General features: G+C 58.6%; 21 protein-coding genes. 20 read left to right on the top strand and 1 reads right to left on the bottom strand.

All coding sequences use genetic code 11. The annotated features are described in order from the left end of the window. Window positions 1–9 precede the first annotated feature (9 nt). From B5G37_RS00095 to B5G37_RS00120, 6 genes are all read left to right on the top strand, one after another. Window positions 10–450 carry a GtrA family protein gene (locus B5G37_RS00095; protein WP_343229671.1) on the top strand — a complete coding sequence of 147 codons (441 nt, stop codon included), beginning with the start codon at window positions 10–12 and terminating at the stop codon, window positions 448–450. Window positions 451–475: 25 nt separating this feature from the next. Next, on the top strand, window positions 476–1,174 hold the full coding sequence (locus B5G37_RS00100) for a LytTR family DNA-binding domain-containing protein (protein ID WP_087252870.1): 699 nt from the start codon (window positions 476–478) through the stop codon (window positions 1,172–1,174). 10 nt (window positions 1,175–1,184) lie between these two features. Continuing rightward, on the top strand, window positions 1,185–1,847 hold the full coding sequence (locus B5G37_RS00105) for an ATP-binding protein (protein WP_087252872.1): 663 nt from the start codon (window positions 1,185–1,187) through the stop codon (window positions 1,845–1,847). An 88-nt stretch (window positions 1,848–1,935) separates the two neighbouring features. Continuing rightward, a complete protein-coding gene (locus tag B5G37_RS00110; protein WP_087252874.1) occupies window positions 1,936–3,750 on the top strand; it encodes an ABC transporter ATP-binding protein in 1,815 nt (604 codons plus the stop codon). Continuing rightward, window positions 3,750–5,618 (top strand): ABC transporter ATP-binding protein, encoded by a 1,869-nt coding sequence (locus B5G37_RS00115; RefSeq protein WP_087252876.1) that lies wholly within the window; start codon window positions 3,750–3,752, stop codon window positions 5,616–5,618. The genes B5G37_RS00110 and B5G37_RS00115 overlap by 1 nt, the downstream gene beginning before the upstream one ends. A gap of 153 nt (window positions 5,619–5,771) precedes the next feature. Continuing rightward, window positions 5,772–6,074: a hypothetical protein gene (locus B5G37_RS00120; RefSeq protein WP_087252878.1), complete on the top strand. Its 303-nt coding sequence runs from the start codon at window positions 5,772–5,774 to the stop codon at window positions 6,072–6,074. Window positions 6,075–6,185: 111 nt separating this feature from the next. Here B5G37_RS00120 and ppdK read toward each other — a convergent pair whose 3' ends face one another. Beyond that, window positions 6,186–8,816, bottom strand: a complete 2,631-nt coding sequence (gene ppdK / locus B5G37_RS00125) for a pyruvate, phosphate dikinase (protein ID WP_087252880.1) — start codon at window positions 8,814–8,816, stop codon at window positions 6,186–6,188. 358 nt (window positions 8,817–9,174) lie between these two features. Here ppdK and glnA point away from each other — a divergent pair, with 358 nt between their 5' ends. The 14 genes from glnA to nusB all read left to right on the top strand — a co-directional run bounded on the left by glnA (window position 9,175) and on the right by nusB (window position 19,301). Continuing rightward, a complete protein-coding gene (gene glnA, locus B5G37_RS00130) occupies window positions 9,175–10,506 on the top strand; it encodes a type I glutamate--ammonia ligase (protein WP_087252882.1) in 1,332 nt (443 codons plus the stop codon). A 50-nt stretch (window positions 10,507–10,556) separates the two neighbouring features. Continuing rightward, window positions 10,557–11,099: an ANTAR domain-containing protein gene (locus tag B5G37_RS00135; RefSeq protein ID WP_087252884.1), complete on the top strand. Its 543-nt coding sequence runs from the start codon at window positions 10,557–10,559 to the stop codon at window positions 11,097–11,099. Window positions 11,100–11,196: 97 nt separating this feature from the next. Then, a complete protein-coding gene (gene dapF, locus B5G37_RS00140) occupies window positions 11,197–11,988 on the top strand; it encodes a diaminopimelate epimerase (RefSeq protein ID WP_087252886.1) in 792 nt (263 codons plus the stop codon). A 74-nt stretch (window positions 11,989–12,062) separates the two neighbouring features. After that, window positions 12,063–13,283: an LL-diaminopimelate aminotransferase gene (locus B5G37_RS00145; protein ID WP_087252888.1), complete on the top strand. Its 1,221-nt coding sequence runs from the start codon at window positions 12,063–12,065 to the stop codon at window positions 13,281–13,283. 120 nt (window positions 13,284–13,403) lie between these two features. Next, window positions 13,404–14,303, top strand: a complete 900-nt coding sequence (locus B5G37_RS00150) for a stage III sporulation protein AB (RefSeq protein WP_087252890.1) — start codon at window positions 13,404–13,406, stop codon at window positions 14,301–14,303. Continuing rightward, window positions 14,300–14,812 carry a stage III sporulation protein AB gene (locus B5G37_RS00155; protein ID WP_087252892.1) on the top strand — a complete coding sequence of 171 codons (513 nt, stop codon included), beginning with the start codon at window positions 14,300–14,302 and terminating at the stop codon, window positions 14,810–14,812. The genes B5G37_RS00150 and B5G37_RS00155 overlap by 4 nt, the downstream gene beginning before the upstream one ends. Window positions 14,813–14,825: 13 nt before the next feature. Continuing rightward, window positions 14,826–15,020, top strand: a complete 195-nt coding sequence (gene spoIIIAC, locus B5G37_RS00160; protein ID WP_087252895.1) for a stage III sporulation protein AC — start codon at window positions 14,826–14,828, stop codon at window positions 15,018–15,020. Next, entirely contained in the window at window positions 15,017–15,406 is a 390-nt protein-coding gene (locus B5G37_RS00165) for a SpoIIIAC/SpoIIIAD family protein (RefSeq protein WP_087252897.1), read from the top strand. The genes spoIIIAC and B5G37_RS00165 overlap by 4 nt, the downstream gene beginning before the upstream one ends. Window positions 15,407–15,418: 12 nt before the next feature. After that, window positions 15,419–16,513 (top strand): stage III sporulation protein AE, encoded by a 1,095-nt coding sequence (locus tag B5G37_RS00170; protein ID WP_087252899.1) that lies wholly within the window; start codon window positions 15,419–15,421, stop codon window positions 16,511–16,513. Next, on the top strand, window positions 16,510–16,998 hold the full coding sequence (locus tag B5G37_RS00175; protein WP_087252901.1) for a hypothetical protein: 489 nt from the start codon (window positions 16,510–16,512) through the stop codon (window positions 16,996–16,998). The genes B5G37_RS00170 and B5G37_RS00175 overlap by 4 nt, the downstream gene beginning before the upstream one ends. Continuing rightward, on the top strand, window positions 16,995–17,525 hold the full coding sequence (locus tag B5G37_RS00180; RefSeq protein ID WP_087252902.1) for a hypothetical protein: 531 nt from the start codon (window positions 16,995–16,997) through the stop codon (window positions 17,523–17,525). The genes B5G37_RS00175 and B5G37_RS00180 overlap by 4 nt, the downstream gene beginning before the upstream one ends. A gap of 22 nt (window positions 17,526–17,547) precedes the next feature. Next, a complete protein-coding gene (locus B5G37_RS00185; RefSeq protein WP_087252904.1) occupies window positions 17,548–18,120 on the top strand; it encodes a SpoIIIAH-like family protein in 573 nt (190 codons plus the stop codon). Window positions 18,121–18,227: 107 nt separating this feature from the next. Then, window positions 18,228–18,596: an Asp23/Gls24 family envelope stress response protein gene (locus tag B5G37_RS00190; RefSeq protein ID WP_087252905.1), complete on the top strand. Its 369-nt coding sequence runs from the start codon at window positions 18,228–18,230 to the stop codon at window positions 18,594–18,596. Between the two features lie 246 nt (window positions 18,597–18,842). Continuing rightward, window positions 18,843–19,301 (top strand): transcription antitermination factor NusB, encoded by a 459-nt coding sequence (nusB, locus tag B5G37_RS00195; RefSeq protein WP_087252907.1) that lies wholly within the window; start codon window positions 18,843–18,845, stop codon window positions 19,299–19,301. The last annotated feature ends 11 nt before the right edge of the window (window positions 19,302–19,312 follow it).

A 19,312-nucleotide genomic window follows, 5' to 3' on the forward strand; every position in this document is an offset into this window, starting at 1 on the left:
GAGAATTGTGTGAAGAAACTGTTTGAAGGCACCTTTATCCGTTTTTTGATGGTGGGCGTTCTCAATACAGCGGTGGGCTTCGGGGTAATGTTCGCCCTGTACAACCTGGCGGGGCTGCACACCTGGGGTGATCTGGGCTATTGGCTGTCCTCAGCGGCCAACTACATTGTGGGTAGTGTGGTCAGCTATTTTCTCAATAAGCACTTTACCTTCCGCAACGCAGAGCGAGGTTGGAAGGTCGTAGCTCGGTTTGTGCTGAGCATTGCTGTGTGCTGGGTGCTGGCCTACGGCATTGCCAAGCCCGCGGTGGCGGTGGTTCTGTCTGGCATGCCGCTGAGCCAGCAGATGCAGGGCAATCTGACCATGCTGGTGGGTGCAGGCCTGTTTGTGGTGCTCAACTACGCCGGTCAGCGGTTCTTTGCCTTCCGCAATACAGGGGAGAGCAAGTAAGAAAAAACAGGGGAGGGAATGGAAGATGGAACTACGTGTTGGCATCTGTGACGACAGTCAAACCGATGCCGCCTATGTGGAAACCTTCCTGTCCGCCTGGGCTCAGGAGCGGGACATTGCCCTCCATGTGGAAAAGTTCCCCTCAGCGGAGAGCTTTTTGTTCCGCTACGCCGAGGAAAAGCGGTTTGACCTTCTTTTATTGGACATTGAGATGGGACAGGTGGACGGTGTGAGCATGGCCAAGGAGATCCGCCGGGACAACCAGGACGTCCAGATTGTCTTTATCACTGGGTATTCCGACTACATCGCGGAAGGGTACGAGGTGGCTGCCCTCCACTACCTGCTCAAACCCGTAAATGGGGACAAGCTGCGGGGTGTTCTGGACCGGGCAGTGGACAAGGTGCGCCGGCGGGAGCGGGTGCTGACCTTGGAGCAAGGGGGCGAGATGGTGCGCATCCCCCTGGGAGAAATTCGCTACCTGGAGGTGTGCCGCAACTATGTGACGGTACATGCCAAAGGGGACTACACCACCAAGTCCACCCTCAGCCGCCTGGAGGAGGCCCTGGACGGGCGGTTTCACCGTCTGGGACGCTCCATGGTGGTGAATCTAGAGGTGGTGCGCCGGGTGACCAAAACCCAGGTGGTGCTCTCCGACGGCAGCGTACTGCCTCTGCCCCGGGGTGCCTATGAAGGGCTGAACCGGGCCATCATCGCCCACAGTTGAGGAGGTCGCCATGGGGTTTCTATCCAAACGGGTGAATGAGAAGCTGGAGAACTACCAGCGGGAACTGCTGGACACCCACTACCAAGAGGTGGAGAACATGTACCGGCAGATGCGGGGGTGGCGGCACGACTACCGCAACCACATCCAGACTATGAAGGCCTACGCTGCCCAGGGGGATTTGGAGGCCATCCGGTCCTATCTGGACCTGCTGGACACGGACTTGAACACCGTGGACACAGTGGTGAAGACGGGCAACGCCATGGCAGACGCCATTTTGAACAGTAAAATATCCCTGGCCAAGGCCCGGGATATCCCGGTACATGTGGATGCCCACATCCCGGTGAGGCTCACCATGTCCGAGCTGGACCTATGTGTCATTCTGGGCAACCTCTTTGATAACGCCATGGAGGCCAGCTTGGCTCTGCCGCCCCAGGAGCGGCTCATCCGGGTGTATATGGACATGAAGGGCACCCAGCTGTACATCTCCTTCACCAACTTCACTGCCACGGGCAAGCTTTCCAAGGTGGGCAAGGGCTTCCGCACCACCAAGGGGGAGGGCCACGGCTTCGGATTGGTGCGCATGGATGACATTGTGGAGCGCCTGGACGGCTACCTCAGCCGCAACAGTGAGGCGGGGGCCTTTACCACCGAGATTTTAATTCCACAGCTGTGAGGTGCAATTCAACACCCCAGATTTGCTATTCGTCCCCGGATCACTCCGGGGGCGAATTTTTGTGATAGGGTACTGGTGAGGTGAGAACATGAAGGAGAAGAAGAAAAAGCCCACATATAACATGTGGAAGAATACCGCCTACTTTGTGCGGGCAGCGTGGGACAACTGCCCCTCGGTATTGCTCATCTGCCTGCTGTTGGCGGTAGCTACCGCCGGGGCTACGGTGGTGGAAATGCTCTTTGTCCCCGTGGTGCTGGGCCAGGTGGAGGGGCATGTGCCGCTTTCTCAGCTGCTGGCCACCATCGGGGTGTTTACCCTGGCCCTGTTGCTGTTGTGGGGCGGGAAGAGCTACTTGAATGCCAACGCCGTCTTTGGGCGGGTGGAGGTCCGAGAAGAAATCGTGGGGAGAATTTCCCGTAAGGTGACGGGGACCTCCTTTGAAAACTTGTTGGATACTCAGTTTCGACGGTATGAAAATCTGGCTCATCGTACCACCAACAGCAATGCAGATGCAGCAGAGGCCATTTGGACTACCTGGACGGATATTTTGACCAATGTCCTGGGTTTTGTGGTATACCTGCTTTTGCTCACGGGGCTCAGTGGTTGGATGGTGGCTCTGATTATCCTCACCACAGCGGTGGGATTTCTGGTCAACGAACATTTACAGGGCTGGGGCTACCGCCATCGGGAGGAGCGGGCTGCCAGCATGACCACCATTCAGTATGTGAAACAAGTGGCCACCAGGCGGGAGTATGCCCAAGATATTCGCATTTTTGGTCTGCGGCCCTGGTTGGAAGATGTGTTTGATAGTGCCATGGGGGCCTATCGGGCGTTTTTGACCCGACGGGAGCGTGTGTACTTTCTCACTTATGTGGTGGATGCCCTGCTCACTCTGCTGCGCAATGGGGGGGCCTATGCCTACCTGATCTGGCTGACCCTGACCCAGGGACTTCCAGTATCTCAGTTCCTGTTGTATTTTGCTGCCATCAGCGGCTTTGCCCAATGGGTGAAAGGGATTATGGAGCAGTTCTCCAACCTTCATCGCCATAGTCTGGAACTGTCCACCCTGCGGGAATTTTTGGAGTGGCCGGAGCCCTTCGCCTTTGAGGAGGGAGCGCCGCTGCCCCAAGGCTTAAAGGACTGTGAAATCAAGCTGGACCATGTGTCCTACCGTTATCCCGGGGCTGAGAAGGACACCATCTCTGATTTGTCCTTTACCCTCCATCCGGGAGAGAAGGTGGCCATCGTAGGCTTGAACGGAGCGGGCAAGACCACCTTGGTCAAGTTGCTGTGCGGTTTTTTGGACCCAACTGAGGGAAGTGTCCGTCTCAACGGGGTGGACATCCGCACCTACAACCGCAGAGAATACTATCACCTGTTTTCCGCCGTGTTCCAGGAGTTTTCCGTGCTGGACACTAGCGTAGCAGTGAATGTGGCTCAGCGAGCAGAGAGCATCGACTGGGAGCGGGTGGCACGCTGTCTAGAACGGGCGGGACTGACCCAGGCGGTGGAAGCCCTGCCTCGGGGGATGGATACTCCCGTGACCCGCAATGTCTTTGAGGACGGTGTGGAGCTGTCCGGGGGACAGATGCAGCGGCTGATGCTGGCCCGGGCTCTGTACCGGGACGCCCCCGTGGTGGTGTTGGACGAGCCCACTGCTGCCTTAGACCCCCTAGCGGAGCACGACATTTACATGAAATACAATTCCATGACCCAGGGAAAGAGCTCTCTATTCATCTCCCACCGTCTGGCCTCCACCCGGTTCTGTGACCGGATTCTCTACCTGGAGCATGGCCGCATTGCGGAAGAGGGCACCCACCAGTCCCTACTGGATTTGGGCGGCGGGTATGCAAAGCTCTTTGAGGTCCAGAGCCGGTATTACCAGGAAGGAGGGGAGCTGTAATGGAGAAAACCATGTCTTGGAGAGAAAGCCTGCGGCTGACCTTTCGAGGGTGGCGTATCTGGTGGAAGCTGCGCCCCACGCTATTGGTGTCCATGGCTCTTTCGGCGGTGGTCACAGCAGTGACTCCGTATACATCCATCTATTTTTCTGCCCGCATCATTGGGGAGCTGTCCCAGGGACGGGATTCCCAAGTATTGGCCTGGTGGATAGGACTGCTATTGGGGGTCACCGCTGGCTTGTTGCTTCTGGGAGGTGCTCTGTCTCGTTGGGTAACTTGGGAAAAAGAGCAGGCTTACATCTGGGATGATAAGCTGAACATGGATAAGATGATGGATTTGGATTACGCTCTCATGCAAGAGAAAGAAATCTACGATTTGTATGAGCAAATCCGGCAGAATTTTATTTGGGGCTGCTGGGGTATGTGTAATCTGCTGAAGTACTTTTCTGATGGTCTGACCTATATATTCCGGGTTATCGTGGGTATTGTGTTGTCAGGAGGGCTGGTGGCCCTAAAAATTCCTCAAAATCATGCCCTGGCTTTTTTGAACCACCCACTGTGTATAGTGGCCATGGTGGCGGTGATGTTGGGGGTGGCCTTTCTCTCCCCGGTGTGCGCCAACCGCAGCAATGCCTATTGGGGTATGAATGGAGAGGAAATGCGGCTGGGAAACCGGATTTTTTCCCGGTTTGGATATTACGCCAACGAGTCTCATCGGACGCTGGATATGCGGATTTATGAGCAACAGCCCAACGTGTACCAGTATTATTTGAAAAAGCACAACATATTCGGAGTGAAGTCCCGTTTGGCCCGATGGGCCAAAGGCCCCATGGGGCTGTGGGCGGCAGCGGGCAAGGGAGTCTCGGCCCTCCTCACCGGCGTCGTATACCTGTACGTGTGCCTGAAATCCTGGGCGGGAGCCTTTGGGGTGGACGGCATCACCCAGTATGTGGGCGCGGTCACCACACTCTTTGCTGGGGTGGCTGGTCTGATGGAGACTTTGGGAGAGCTTCAGTGCAATGCCCGGTATTTGGCGGTGAGCCTGGAATTTCTGGACGTGGAAAACCAGATGTACCAGGGGAGCCTCACCACAGAAAAACGCTCCGACCGCAACTATCAGGTAGAGTTTCGGGACGTCTCCTTCCGTTACCCGGACAGCGAGGCCTGGGCCCTGCGCCATGTCAACCTGAAATTCCAGGTGGGTAGCCGCCTGGCAGTGGTGGGGGAGAACGGCAGCGGCAAGTCCACCTTTATCAAGCTCTTGTGCCGCCTCTATGACCCCACCGAGGGAGAAATCCTGTTAAATGGCATCGACATCCGCAAATACCAGTACCCGGATTATATCGCTTTGTTCTCGGTGGTGTTCCAGGACTTCCACCTGTTGGCGCTTCCCTTAGGTCAGAATGTGGCGGGACGTACCCAATACGACCGGGAGCGGGTGGCCCAGTGCCTCACCCAGGCGGGAATCATGGACCGGGTGGAGAAGATGGACCAGGGGCTGGACACCTATCTCTACAAGGACTTGGAGAAGAAGGGTGTGGAGATCTCCGGGGGTGAGGCGCAGAAAATCGCCATTTCCCGGGCCCTTTACAAAGACACCCCCTTTATCATCCTGGACGAACCCACCGCCGCCTTGGACCCCATCGCAGAGGCAGAGGTGTATAGCAAGTTCGACCAGATCGCCGGAGACAAGACGGCGGTGTATATCAGCCACCGCCTGTCCTCCTGCAAGTTCTGCGACGACATTGTGGTCTTTGACCACGGCCATATTGTCCAGCAAGGCACCCACCAGCAGTTGGTGGAGGCGGAGGGCGTTTACGCCCAGCTGTGGCAGGCGCAGGCCCAGTATTATCAAAAAGCAGAGGTGTGAAACACAGTCCCCCGGATGGTACATCCGGGGGACTGTGACTTTGTGGGATTCAGGACTTGCATAGACCAGCAGATATGCTACAATACAGAAAAGTGAGCGGTTGCACGGCCCGAAGGGCGTTGGGGCCGCCGGTACGAAGGGATGGAGAAAGATATGTTTGAGATGAATCTCGTGGGAGAACAGGGCGGATTTGTGGTCATATGTGCCTTTTGTGTGGCGGTGTTGTATTTTGACGGCTGGAAGCAGAAAAACGTTTCCATCCTGGGCATTGTATGCTCGTTGGTCATTGGCGGTATTTCCCTGTTGCCTCTGTCTGGGAAAGAGGGCACGGCCCTGGCCATCAATGTGATTTGGGCTGCCACCTGGTTTGTGAGCGCCGGAATGAAGATTGTGCGCTACTGTCTTAACCGAGGAAAGCCGGAAACGGAAGAAGCACAGGAACCCAAAGAGGAGTAAGGCAGACATCAGAAATTTGCGCGATTTCCAGCCGTGAGCTGTGTAAGCTTATGTGACGGTAAAAGAACCGGCGCACCGCTTTTGCGGTGCGCCGGTTTGCTTGTCTTTTAATTAGTTTGGATTGCGAATGGCTGCCTGTGCCGCAGCCAAACGAGCGATGGGCACCCGGAAGGGGGAGCAGGAGACATAGTCCAGACCCACGTTGTGGAAGAACTGCACCGAGGAGGCCTCGCCGCCGTGCTCACCGCACACGCCCAGCTTCAGACCCGGCTTGGTCTCACGGCCCAGGGTGGCGGCCATCTTCACTAGACGGCCTACGCCCACCTGATCCAGGCGCTGGAAGGGATCAAACTCGTAGATCTTCTTGTCATAGTAGGACTCCAGGAACTTGCCGGCGTCGTCACGGGAGAAGCCGAAGGTCATCTGGGTCAGGTCGTTGGTACCGAAGGAGAAGAAGTCGGCCTCTTTGGCGATCTCATCGGCGGTGAGGGCGGCTCTGGGAATCTCGATCATGGTACCCACTTTGTACTGCAGGTTGGTGCCGGAGTCACGGATAAGCTGGTCGGCGGTCTCCACCACCACGCTCTTGACGTAGGCCAGCTCCTTGACCTCGCCCACCAGGGGGATCATGATCTCAGGCACAATGTTCCACTCCGGATGCTTGGCCTGGACGTTGAGAGCGGCCTTGATGACGGCGCGGGTCTGCATCCGGGCGATTTCGGGATAGGTCACGTCCAGACGGCAGCCACGGTGACCCATCATGGGGTTGAACTCGTGGAGGCTGGCGATGATGGCCTTGATGTCGGATACACTCTTGAACATGGCGTTGGCCAGCTGCTGGATGTCCGGCTCGTCGGTGGGAACAAACTCATGGAGGGGGGGATCCAGGAAGCGGATGGTGATGGGATTGCCCTCCATGGCCTCATACATGGCCTCAAAATCACCTTGCTGCATGGGCTCCAGAATGGCCAGGGCCTTTTCACGCTGCTCAGTGGTATCGGAGCAGATCATTTCCCGGATGGCCAGGATGCGCTCACCCTCAAAGAACATGTGCTCGGTGCGGCACAGGCCGATGCCCTGGGCACCAAACTTCATGGCCTGACGGGCGTCTCTGGGGTTGTCGGCGTTGGTGCGCACCTGGAGGCGGCGGTACTTGTCGGCCCAGGCCATGATGCGGCCAAACTCGCCGCCGATGGCGGCGTCCACGGTGGGCAGAGCCTGACCGTAAATGTTACCGGTGGAGCCGTCCAGGCTCAGCCAGTCGCCCTGACGATAGACCTTGCCAGCCAGCTCAAACTGGCGGTTGACCTCGTCCATTTTGATAGCGCCGCAACCGGAGACGCAGCAGGTGCCCATGCCACGGGCTACCACGGCGGCGTGGGAGGTCATACCGCCACGGACGGTGAGAATGCCCTGGGAGGCGGCCATGCCTTCGATGTCCTCAGGGCTGGTCTCCAGACGGACCAGAACCACGGGCTCACCGCGGCTGGCCCACTCCTTGGCGTCCTCGGCGGTGAACACGATGCGGCCGCAGGCGGCGCCGGGAGAGGCGGGAAGAGCGGTGCCGATGGGGCTGGCGTTTTTCAGAGCCTCGGGATCAAACTGGGGGTGGAGCAGGGAGTCCAGATTGCGGGCGTCGATCATCAGAACAGCCTCTTGTTCGGTGATCTGACCCTCGTCCACCAGGTCACAGGCGATTTTCAGAGCAGCGGTAGCGGTGCGCTTGCCGTTGCGGGTCTGGAGCATGTACAGCTTGCCGTTTTCCACGGTGAACTCCATGTCCTGCATGTCGTGATAGTGGTCCTCCAGGGCCTTGGCAGCGGCCTCGAAGCGGATGTAGGCCTCGGGGAACTTCTCGGCCATCTGGCTGATGGGCATGGGGGTACGTACGCCGGCCACCACGTCCTCGCCCTGGGCATTGACCAGGAACTCGCCCATGATCTTCTTTTCACCGGTGGCGGGATTGCGGGAGAAGGCCACGCCGGTGCCGCAGTTGTCGCCCATGTTACCGAATACCATGGCCTGCACGTTGACGGCGGTGCCCCAAGAGCTGGGAATGTCGTTCATGCGGCGGTAGACGATGGCGCGGGGGTTGTTCCAGGAGCGGAACACGGCGTTGACGGCGCCCATCAGCTGCTCCTTGGGATCGGTGGGGAAGTCCTTACCCACCTTCTCCTTATATTCGGCCTTGAACTGTTCAGCCAGCTCCTTCAGGTCGTCGGCGGTGAGCTCCACGTCCTGGGTGACGCCCCGGGCGTGCTTCATCTCGTCGATCAGTTCTTCAAAGTACTTCTTGCCCACTTCCATGACCACGTCGGAGTACATCTGGATGAAGCGGCGATAGCAGTCATAGGCCCAGCGGGGGTTGCCCGACTTTTCGGCCATGACCTGAACCACGTCCTCGTTGAGGCCCAGGTTCAAAATGGTGTCCATCATACCGGGCATGGAGGCCCGGGCGCCGGAGCGGACGGAGACCAGCAGGGGATTCTCGTGATCGCCGAACTTCTTGCCGGTGATCTCTTCCATCTTTTCAATATATTCTAAAATCTGGGCTTGAATCTCAGGGGCGATGACCTGTCCGTCCTCATAGTAACGGGTGCAGGCCTCGGTGGTAATGGTGAACCCCTGGGGAACGGGCATGCACAAGTTGGTCATCTCGGCCAAATTTGCGCCCTTGCCGCCCAGCAATTCTCTCATGCTGCCGTTGCCTTCGGAAAACAAATAGACATATTTGTGAGACATACTACATTCCTCCATTTTTGTGTGGGTTCCCTTTACCAGGGGAAAGCTTATGATGTCATTCTAGATAGATATCACCAAAAAGTCAAGAAGGAATTCGTGCGGTTTGTGCAAACTGGAGAATGCGAGAGGGCTAAAAACTGGGAGATAAGCCATATGTGATAAAACTCAAAAAACCGGCTTCTCGATGGTGTGAACTTGATTTTTGCGCTGAAATTTTGCATCCGTGCAAAAATACATTGACAAAAAAGGGGTTCGTGATATACTGAACACAGAAAATGAGAAAAATAGTTTGCGGCGTTTTTTCGGGTTTTCCCGGGATAAACGGCCAATCGGAAACGTTACGAAAAGGGGTATGGATATGGGTTACACGAAAGAAGACATCATCCGCATTGTGAAGGAAGAGGACATCAACTTCATTCGCATGCAGTTTACCGACATCTTTGGCCAGCTGAAAAATGTGGCCATCACCGCCTCCCAGATTGAGAAGGCCTTGAACAACCAGATCACTCTGGACGGCTCTTCCATCGAGGGGTTTGTGCGCATCAACGAGTCCGACCAGTATCTGTACCCCGATCTGGATAGCTTTGCTATCTTCCCCTGGCGTCCCCAGCACGGCCGTGTGGCCCGTCTGATTTGCGATGTATACAATCCCGACGGCTCCCCCTTTGTGGGCGATCCCCGTGGTGTGCTCAAGCGGGTGCTGAAGAAGGCCAACGACATGGGCTACGAGGCCTTCAACGTGGGTCCCGAGCCTGAGTTCTTCCTCTTTAAGACCGACGAGGAGGGTCGTCCCACCACCAAGACCAACGACGAGGCCGGTTACTTCGATCTGGGCCCTCTGGACCACGGTGAGTCCACCCGTCGCGAGATCTGTCTGGCTCTGGAGAAGATGGGCTATGAGATCGAGGCGTCTCACCACGAGGTGGCTCCTGGTCAGCACGAGATCGACTTCAAGTACTCTGACGCCGTGCAGTGCGCCGACAAGATTATGACCTTTAAGCTGGCGGTGAAGACCATTGCCCAGAAAAACGGTCTCCACGCCACCTTTATGCCCAAGCCCATTTTCGGCATCGCCGGTTCCGGCATGCACGTGAACATGTCCCTGTTCCGCAACGGCAAGAATGTGTTCTTCGATGAAAACGGGGATAAGAAGCTGTCCAAGGAGGCCTACTCCTTCATGGCCGGTATTCTCCACCACATGAAGGGCATCACCGCCATCACCAACCCCCTGGTCAACTCCTACAAGCGTCTGGTGCCCGGCTATGAGGCTCCCTGCTACATGGCTTGGTCTGCCTCTAACCGTTCTGCCTTGATCCGTATTCCCGCCGCTCGTGGCCAGTCCACCCGTGTGGAGCTGCGTAATCCCGACCCCGCCTGCAACCCCTATCTGGCTTTGGCGGTGTGTCTGGCCGCTGGTCTGGACGGCATTGAGCGCGATCTGTCTCTGCCTGCCGAGATCACCGAGAACATCTTCGACATGACCCCCGCCACCCGCAAGCGCCGTGGCATCGAGGCTCTGCCCGGTTCTCTGGACGAGGCTCTGGTGCTGCTGAAGAAGGATAAGCTCATCATGTCCACCCTGGGTGAGCACGTGGCCAGCCAGTTCATCGCCGGCAAGGAGCGAGAGTGGGAGGAGTATCGCACCCGCGTGTCCAGCTGGGAGCTGGATAAGTACATGATCAACTATTGATCGCTCCCGCTGCCCTAGGGCAACTGAGGATGGGAGGAGTGTGATCTCGTGTGCAAAAAGTGATTGTAGCCTTTGAAAATCGGGCCACAGCAGCCAGCATTTCTGAAGTGCTGGAGAGCGGCGGCGTGGCCGACTGCGTGGTGTGCCACAGCGCCGCTGAGGTGCGGCGTTTGGTGAATAAACAGGGCTTGGGCGTGGTGGTGTGCGGATTCAAGTTTCCCGATGGAGCGGGGGAGGATCTGTATTACGACCTGCCGGAGCGGTGTGTGATGCTGATGGTGGCCCCACAAAACCGCCTGGAGCTGTGCGAAACGGAGGAAATTTTCCAGCTGCCTTCTCCGGTGAGTCGGGGAGACATGTTGGCTTCGGTGCGGATGCTGCTGCAATTTGCCCGCCGCCGGGTGTCCCGTTATCCGGTGCCGGGGCACCGCAGCGAGGAAGAAAACCAGTTGGTGGCCCAGGCTAAGGCGGTGCTCATGGATCGCCACGGCATGACCGAAGAGCAGGCCCATCGCTTTCTGCAAAAGGAGAGCATGGACCACGGCGCCAAGCTGGCGGAGACCGCCCGCATCGTGCTGGGAAATTCCATATGAGAACCAAGCGAGGAACAGCAGATTGGCTGTTCCTCGCCTTTTTATGGGTATTTCCTGTCTTTGGTGCTCATATAACACCAGAGAAGGGAGTGGTGGTATGGAGTTTACCAAAATGCACGGGTTGGGTAACGACTATATTTTTCTCTACTGTCCCCACGGAGATCCGGAGGAAGCGGAGGCGCTGGCCCGACGGCTGTCGGACCGGCACACCGGCGTGGGCGGCGATGGGCTTATTTGCATCTGTCCCTCTCAAAAAGCGGATTTTCGCATGGCTATGTTCAACGCCGACGGTTCTCAAGGCAGTATGTGTGGCAATGGCATCCGCTGCCTAGGGAAATACGTGTATGACCGGGGACATACCCATAAAACTTGCTTGACGGTGGAGACCGGGGGTGGTGTGCGCACCCTGGACCTTCGGGTGGAAGAAGGGCAGGTCACAGAGGTCACCGTGGATATGGGGGAGCCGCAAGTGGGCCGGCCTCTGGTTTTAGAGGTGGATGGTGCACCTATTGTGGGCACTCCGGTGTGGATGGGAAATCCCCACCTGATATGTCTGGTGGAAAATGTAGACAGGGTGGATGTGGTGCGTTTGGGGCCACAGCTGGAACGTCATCCCCAGCTGCCCCAGCGTGTCAATGTGGAATTTGTCACCCCCAAGGGGGAGGGGCGGATTATTATGCGGGTGTGGGAGCGAGGCAGCGGGGAGACCATGGCCTGCGGCACTGGGGCCAGTGCGGCCTTGGCAGCCTTGACGAGCGCTGGGCGCACCGGGCGTCAGGCGGTGGTGGAGTTGCGGGGCGGTGAACTGTCCATCCGCTGGGAAGAGGATGGGCACATCTATATGACGGGGCCGGCAGTGACGGTGTTTGACGGGCAACTTGCCCATTGACCCGGAGGGAAAGTTGTTGTACAATATCTGGAGAAATTTAATGCTGTAAACAGCTGAATACAGGAGGAACTCCCATGGCCACCATCAATGAAAATTATATGAAATTGCCCGGCAGCTATCTCTTTTCCGAAATCGCCCGGAGAGTGGCAGCATATGCCCAGGCAAACCCGGACAAAACCCTCATCAAGCTGGGTATTGGAGACGTTACCCGCCCCTTGGCTCCGGCGGTCACCGAGGCCATGCACAAGGCGGTGGAAGAGATGGCTACGGGAGCGGGCTTCCACGGCTACGGCCCCGAGCAGGGCTACGAGTTCCTGCGCCAGGCCATTGCCCAGTATGACTACGCCGCCCGGGGCGTCACCATCGCCCCCGATGAGATTTTCGTCTCCGACGGCGCCAAGAGCGACTGCGGTAACATTGGTGACATCTTCGGGGTGGACAATGTGGTGGCTGTATGCGACCCGGTGTACCCCGTGTACGTGGACACCAACGCCATGGCTGGCCGGGCTGGGGATTACGATGCCGATAGCCAGCACTGGTCCAAGCTGGTGTATATGCCCTGTACCGCAGAAAACGGCTTCTCTCCCGCCATCCCCCAGGAGAAGGTGGACCTCATTTATCTCTGCTTCCCCAACAACCCCACCGGGGCTGTGGCCGGCCGGGAGCAGCTGAAGGCTTGGGTGGACTACGCCAACGCCAACGATGCGGTGATTCTCTACGACTCCGCCTATGAGGCCTTCATCACCCAGGACGACGTGCCCCACACGATCTTTGAAATCGAAGGGGCTAAGACCTGCGCCATTGAGTTCCGCTCCTTCTCCAAGACCGCTGGTTTTACCGGCACCCGCTGCGCCTATACCGTGGTGCCCAAGGAGCTGGTACGGGGCGGGGCTTCCCTCAACAGCCTGTGGAACCGCCGCCAATGCACCAAGTTCAACGGGGTGCCCTATGTGGTGCAGCGGGGCGCTGAGGCCGTGTACTCTCCCGAAGGTCAGGCACAGGTCAAGGAGACCATCGCATACTACCAGCGCAACGCCCAGGTGATCCGGGAGGGCCTGACCAAAGCAGGCCTCACCGTGTCCGGCGGGGTCAACGCCCCCTACATCTGGGTCAAGACCCCGGAGGGCATGGGCTCTTGGGAGTTCTTTGACCTGCTGCTGGAGAAAGCCAATGTGGTCACCACCCCTGGCGCGGGCTTTGGCCCCAGCGGAGAGGGGTACATCCGGGTCACCGCCTTCGGCGATGCCCAAGCCACCCAGGAAGCGGTAGAACGTATCGTGTTTGTACTGGGTTAACTTTTGTGAAAGATACCGAGAACTGTCTCGCCATTGGGCGGGGCAGTTCTTTTTTTGCTGTCATACCCCGGGACAGGCCTTCATACAATGGGGTGTACCATACGAAAGGGAGGGAGTTTCATGGTGGACAGCCCATTTGGGCAGGTGGTTGCCATTATGCCTCAAAATCTCAGATGTGCCCTGAAGCAGTTACCTCAGCAGTTGAGAGGCCGGGTGGAGGAAATCCGGCTGCGGCAGGGATTTTTACCCACGGTGTTGGACGAAATGGGGGAGCAAGAGGTGGGCGATATGGCTGTGACCCAGCAGATGCTGCGGCAGGTGCTGGAGCAGGCCACCCAGGCCTCCGCCCACACGGTGTTGGATCGGGTGCAGCGGGGGTTTCTCACCTTGAAGGGCGGACACCGCATCGGCATCTGCGGCTCTGCGGTGGTGCGGAATGGACAAGTTGTCACCCTGCGGGAGATTTCCTCGGTGTCCGTACGGGTGGCGCGTTCTGTGGAGGGACAGGCTGAGACGCTGCTGCCCCAGCTTATGGAGGGAGAGCGGCTGCAAAATACTTTGATTTTTGCGCCCCCTGGGGCGGGAAAGACCACCCTGCTGCGGGATCTGGTGCGGGGACTGTCCGACGGGGCGGTGTCTGAGCCTCTGCGTCTGGCTGTGGCAGACGAGCGGGGGGAGATTGCCGCTATGTGGCAGGGGGAGCCCCAGCTGTATGTGGGGCGGCACACCGATGTGTTGGACGGGTGCGACAAAGCCACCGCCGTGTCCATGCTGCTGCGGGGGATGAATCCTCAGGTGATTGCCATGGACGAGATCACCCAGATGGGGGATGTGGAGGCCATGATTCAGGCGGTGGGGTGCGGGGTGTCCCTATTGGCCACCGCCCACGGGGAGACCATGGAGGATCTGAGCTGCCGCCCGGTGTACCGGGCTCTGTGTCGGGCCGGGGTGTTTCGCCGGGTGGTGCTGCTCCACGGCCGGGGAGCGAACCGGAGCGCCCAAGTGGAGGTGGTGGCATGATACGTCTGGTGGGAGCGGCCTGTCTGGCCTGCGGGGCCATTGCCTTAGGGCTGGGGGCCATCGCCCATTTGGAGGGGCGGGTGAAGGATTTGCGTGGACTGTTGGCTGGGCTGGAGTGTGTCCAGCGGGAGCTCTCCTGGAAGCTGACCCCTCTTCCGGAGACTCTGAATCGGGCCGCCGAGCAGGGGAGCGGGACGTCCCACATCTTTTTCTCTCTGTGTGCCCAGGGGGCACAGCGCCTGCAGGGCCGCACCTTTGCCCAGGTGTGGCGGCAGGCTATAGAGGCCAGCCAGATGCGGCTGGAGCCGGTGGATGTGGAGCTGCTGGAGGGATTGGGACATGTGCTGGGCCAATATGACGGGGACAGCCAACGTCTGGCCCTGGAGCACACCCGGGAACGGCTGGAAGGACAACTGTCCCAGGCCATGGAGCAGCGGGGGCGGCTGGGCCGGGTGTACGGAGCCCTGGGGGTCACCGCCGGAGCGGTGCTGATGATCCTGTTTGTATGAGGAGAGGGTAGCCATGAATGTGGATTTGATTTTTAAAATTGCCGCCATTGGGATTTTGGTCTCAGTACTCAATCAGGTGCTGACCCGGTCGGGGCGGGACGAGATGGCCACCATGACCACCTTGGTGGCTCTGGTGGTGGTGCTGATGATGGTGGTGCAGGAGATCAGCACCCTGTTTGACATGGTCAAAACCCTCTTTGACCTATGAGCCAGATGATTATGGTGGCGGGGGGCGTGCTGGTGGCGGTGGTGTGTGGGACTGTGGTGCGCAAACAGACCCCGGAGATCGCCCTGGTGCTGGCCATCTGCGCCACCACAGCGGTGATGCTGGCAGTGTCAGGAGAGTTGGGAGAGGTGGTGGCCTTTATCCAGCACTTGGCCCAGGCGGGTGGTATCTCTCAGGAGTTGTTGGTGCCGGTGATGAAGGCCACCGGCATTGCCATTATCACCCGGTTTGCCGCGGAGTTTTGCCGAGATGCCAAGGAGAATGGACTGGCGGGCACGGTGGAGCTGGCCGGCACCGTGTTGGGGCTGGTGGCCGCCATGCCCCTGATGAACGGGGTGTTGACGCTGCTGGAAGATCTGATGGGGTAGGAGGTGGAGGACATGCGATGGCTGACCCTGGTGTGTCTGGTGGTGCTGCTGTGCATCTGTCCCGCCCAGGCCTTGACCCAGGAGGAGGTGCTGGAAGGGCAGGAGGATGCTTTGGGCGTGGAAGAGCTGGAACGGGAGGCAGAGCGACAGGGAGGAAATGCCGTCTACGGCCAGAGCCTGGATGAGGGCCTGGAGGGGCTGCTGGATACAGGAAAGGGAGAGATGGTGGGCATTGTACGGGCGGGGGTGCGCTCGGCGGTGATTTTGTTCATCATCTTGCTGTTATGTGGACTGGCCCAGACGGTGTATGACACATCGGGGCCGGATGAGATCCCGGTGGTATCCCTGGCCGGCGCCATGGCGGTGACGGTGGCGGCGGTGTCCGACATGTCTTCCCTGTTGGGGCTGGGGTGTACGGCGGTGGAGCGTATGACCGCATTTTCCACCGTGCTGCTCCCGGTGGTGGCAGGGGCCACGGCGGCCACCGGGGCCATTGCAGGGGCGGCGGCCCGACAGGTGGCGGCGGCTGGCTTTTCCAGCCTGCTTATGAATCTCATCCAGCGGGTGCTCATCCCACTGGTATATGGCTATGTGGCGGCCAGCGTGGCCTGGGCAGCGGTGGGAAATGCCGGTCTTCGCCAGCTGGCCGGGTGGCTGAAGTGGGTGGTCACCACCCTTTTGGTGGTGGTGATGATGGTGTTTGTTGGATATTTATCCATGAGCGGCGTGGTGTCCGGGTCGGTGGACGCTATGTCCATGAAGGTGGCCAAGTTTGCCATATCCGGAGCCATTCCGGTGGTGGGGGGGATCTTATCTGATGCCTCTGAGACCATTCTGGCCTCGGCGGGAATTTTGCGCAGCACGGTGGGGGTGTTTGGAATGGTGACTATTTTGGGCATTTGTCTCATTCCTGTGCTCCAACTGTTGGTGCATTATGTGCTGTACAAGTTGGTGGCGGCTCTGGCGGCTTCCATGGGGCAAAACCGGGTGTGCGGCCTGGTGGAGCAGATTGGCGGGGCCTTTGGCCTCATCATGGGCATGACAGGAGCCTGCGCGCTGCTGCTCTTGGTGTCTTTGGTGTCCTCAGTATCGGCGGTGAGCGGATGAGCGGCTGGATGGAACAGTGGGTGCTGGGGATTACCTGTGCTTCGTTGGTGATGGTGGTGTCCGGGGCGCTGGTGCAGGGCAGCGGAGGGAAACGGGTGTGCAAACTGGTGGGCAGTCTGTTGCTACTGATGGTGACTGTGGGGCCGGTGCTGGGCCTAAATGAGCAGGATTGGGAGAAACTGTTGGAGTTGGACTCCAACATCATGGAGGAGGCGGAGCAGGCGTTGAGTGAGCAAAATAATTTGATGTATGAATCCATCATAGCGCAGGAGACGGAGGCATATATTTTGGACAAGGCAGAAGCGCTGGGAGTGCAATGCCAGGTGGAGGTGGTGGTGCAATGGGAGGATGAGCTTCCCAAGCCCTGGAGAGTAGAACTGAAAGGGACGTGGAGCCAGGCCCAGAAAGACAGCCTGTCCCGTGTGCTGCAAGAGGAACTGGGCATCCCTGTGCAGCGTCAAAGCTTTGAGGTGGTGGACGGGTGAAGTGGAACATAAAATTGCCCGCGCCGGAGCAGTGGCGCAAGTGGCTGGGCCAATACAAGCTGATCCTGCTGCTGGTTTTGGCCGGCGTGGTGTTGCTGGCATGGCCCACCCGGGATTCCAAAGACCAGGTGGAGAGCCAGGGCGGGACGACGACATCGGAGGAAGAGGCCTTTTCTCTGTCCCAGCTGGAACAGCGGCTGGCCCAGGCCATCTCACGCATCCAGGGGGCTGGGGAGGCTACTGTGCTCCTCTCTCTGGACCAGGGAGTGGAGCGTGTGTTGGCCACGGATACCCTGGAAGAGCAGGGAGAGAACTCCAGCACCCGGGAGCAGACCACTGTGGTCTATTCCGGGGAAGAAGGGGAGGACGTGGCTGTGGTGACCCAGTACTATCCCAGCTTTCGGGGTGCGCTGGTGGTTTGTCCTGGGGGAGAGGATCCTCAGGTACGGTTGGCGGTGACCCAGGCGGTGTCGGCGTTGACAGGACTGGGTTCAGATCGCATTACCGTGTGTGCGGGGGAGACGTAAATTGTAGTAGGAGGTAGAAGCGATGAGTGTGTGGAAACGGAATGCAGTGGTATTGGCGATTGTGCTCTTTGTAGGGGTGGCGGTGTATCTCAACTGGTCGTACAACAACCAGCTCACCGGCGAGAGCAGCCAGGAGGGTGGGGACGGCAAGGTGCTGGGCCAGACCACCCTGGTCAATGGCGTGGATGAGCAGCAGGATGGGGAAGAGGTAGACGGCCAGGTGGAGGAGAGCAGCGAGAGCGGCTACTTTGCCAGTGCCCGCCTCAACCGCCAACAGGCCCGGGACAGCGCTTTGGAGCTGCTGCAAGAGGCTGCGGCGGACGAGAAGGCGGACCAGAAGGTGGTGGATGAGGCCAACGCCTCCATCCAGACCATGGCGGCCTATACCCTGTCCGAGGCAGAGGTGGAAAATCTGGTCACGGCCAAGGGTTATGGGGACTGTGTGTGCTTCATCGACGAGGAGAGCGTGAGCCTGGTGGTCTCCGCCACCCAGCAGGGGCTGAGCGAGACAGATATCGCCAAAATTGTGGAAATTGTGCGCGAGGAAACGGGGCTAAAGGCGGATCAAATCAAGATCATTGAGGCACAGCCCTGAGAAAATCGGGATTGTATTTTCACCCTGACGGTGGTATAATAGCCCCAGTTATCCACAATGGGCGGTGCTTTGTAAGCCCTGAAACTGAAAAAGGAGCGTGAGGCGGTATGGCCGAAGGCAAGGAATATATCTCCCGTCAGGAGGAATTGGGCAGCGTGAACATCTCCGAGGAGGTGCTGGCCGTCATCGCTGGGGCAGCAGCCATGGAGGTGGACGGGGTGAGCGCCCTGGGTACCACCCTGACCAACGAAGTGGCCAATCTGGTGACCCGCAGAGGGGTGGCCAAGGGCGTACACTTGGAAGTGGACGGCGAGGCCGTGTTGGTGGACGTGACCATTTTGGTCAAGTACGGCTATGTGGTGCCTGAGGTGGCCAAGAACGTGCAGGACGCCATCCAGAATGCGGTGATGAACACCAGCGGTCTGGACGTGGCCAGCGTCAACGTCACTGTGTCCGGTGTCACCTTCCAAAAGTAAAGAGATTGCCCGAGCCGCTGCGCATCGTGCGCAGCGGCTCTTTTGCGTTTTGCACAGGGATTTACCCCCCAAGGCGGCTGGGTTGCCCATTTGTCCAAATTCGGTGGATGGAGGGTGGAAAGGGGTTTTCTTTTAGGGCTGTTGCGTGTATAATACGTTGTATATACAAATTGGGGGAGTGCGCCCCTTTGACACTGAAGAAACTAGATGAGTCGGCGAGAAAAGCCGTGAAAGGATGAACGTTCCATGACCAGAAAAACAGCCCGGGAGATCGCAATGCACCTGACCTTTGAACTGGCGTTTTCCAACTTGAAGGCGGATCAGCTGCTGGAGCGGGAGCTGACCGAGGAGGCCTTTGCTGCCCGCGGGCAGGAGGAGGAACTCTACGCCCAGTACCCCAATGAGGGCATCAAAGAGTATATTGTCACCCTGGTGCGGGGGGTGGCTGACCACGGGGCCGAGTTGGACGGCTACATTGAACGCCACGCCAAGGGTTGGCGGTTCTCCCGCATTGACCGGGTGGCCGCTGCCATTATGCGTGTGACCATGTATGAGATCTTGTATATGCCTGATGTACCCAACAAGGTGGCCATCAACGAGGCCGTGGAAATTGCAAAGAAGTATCTGGACGAAGATGTGGTCCGGTTTGTCAACGGCATTTTGGGAGCCTTTGTCCGGGAGGAATTCCCCCAGACCCAGGAATAACCCAAAACAGA

It is taken from the genome of Pseudoflavonifractor sp. An85, from assembly GCF_002161235.1.
Classification (GTDB): Bacteria; Bacillota; Clostridia; order Oscillospirales; family Oscillospiraceae; genus Enterenecus.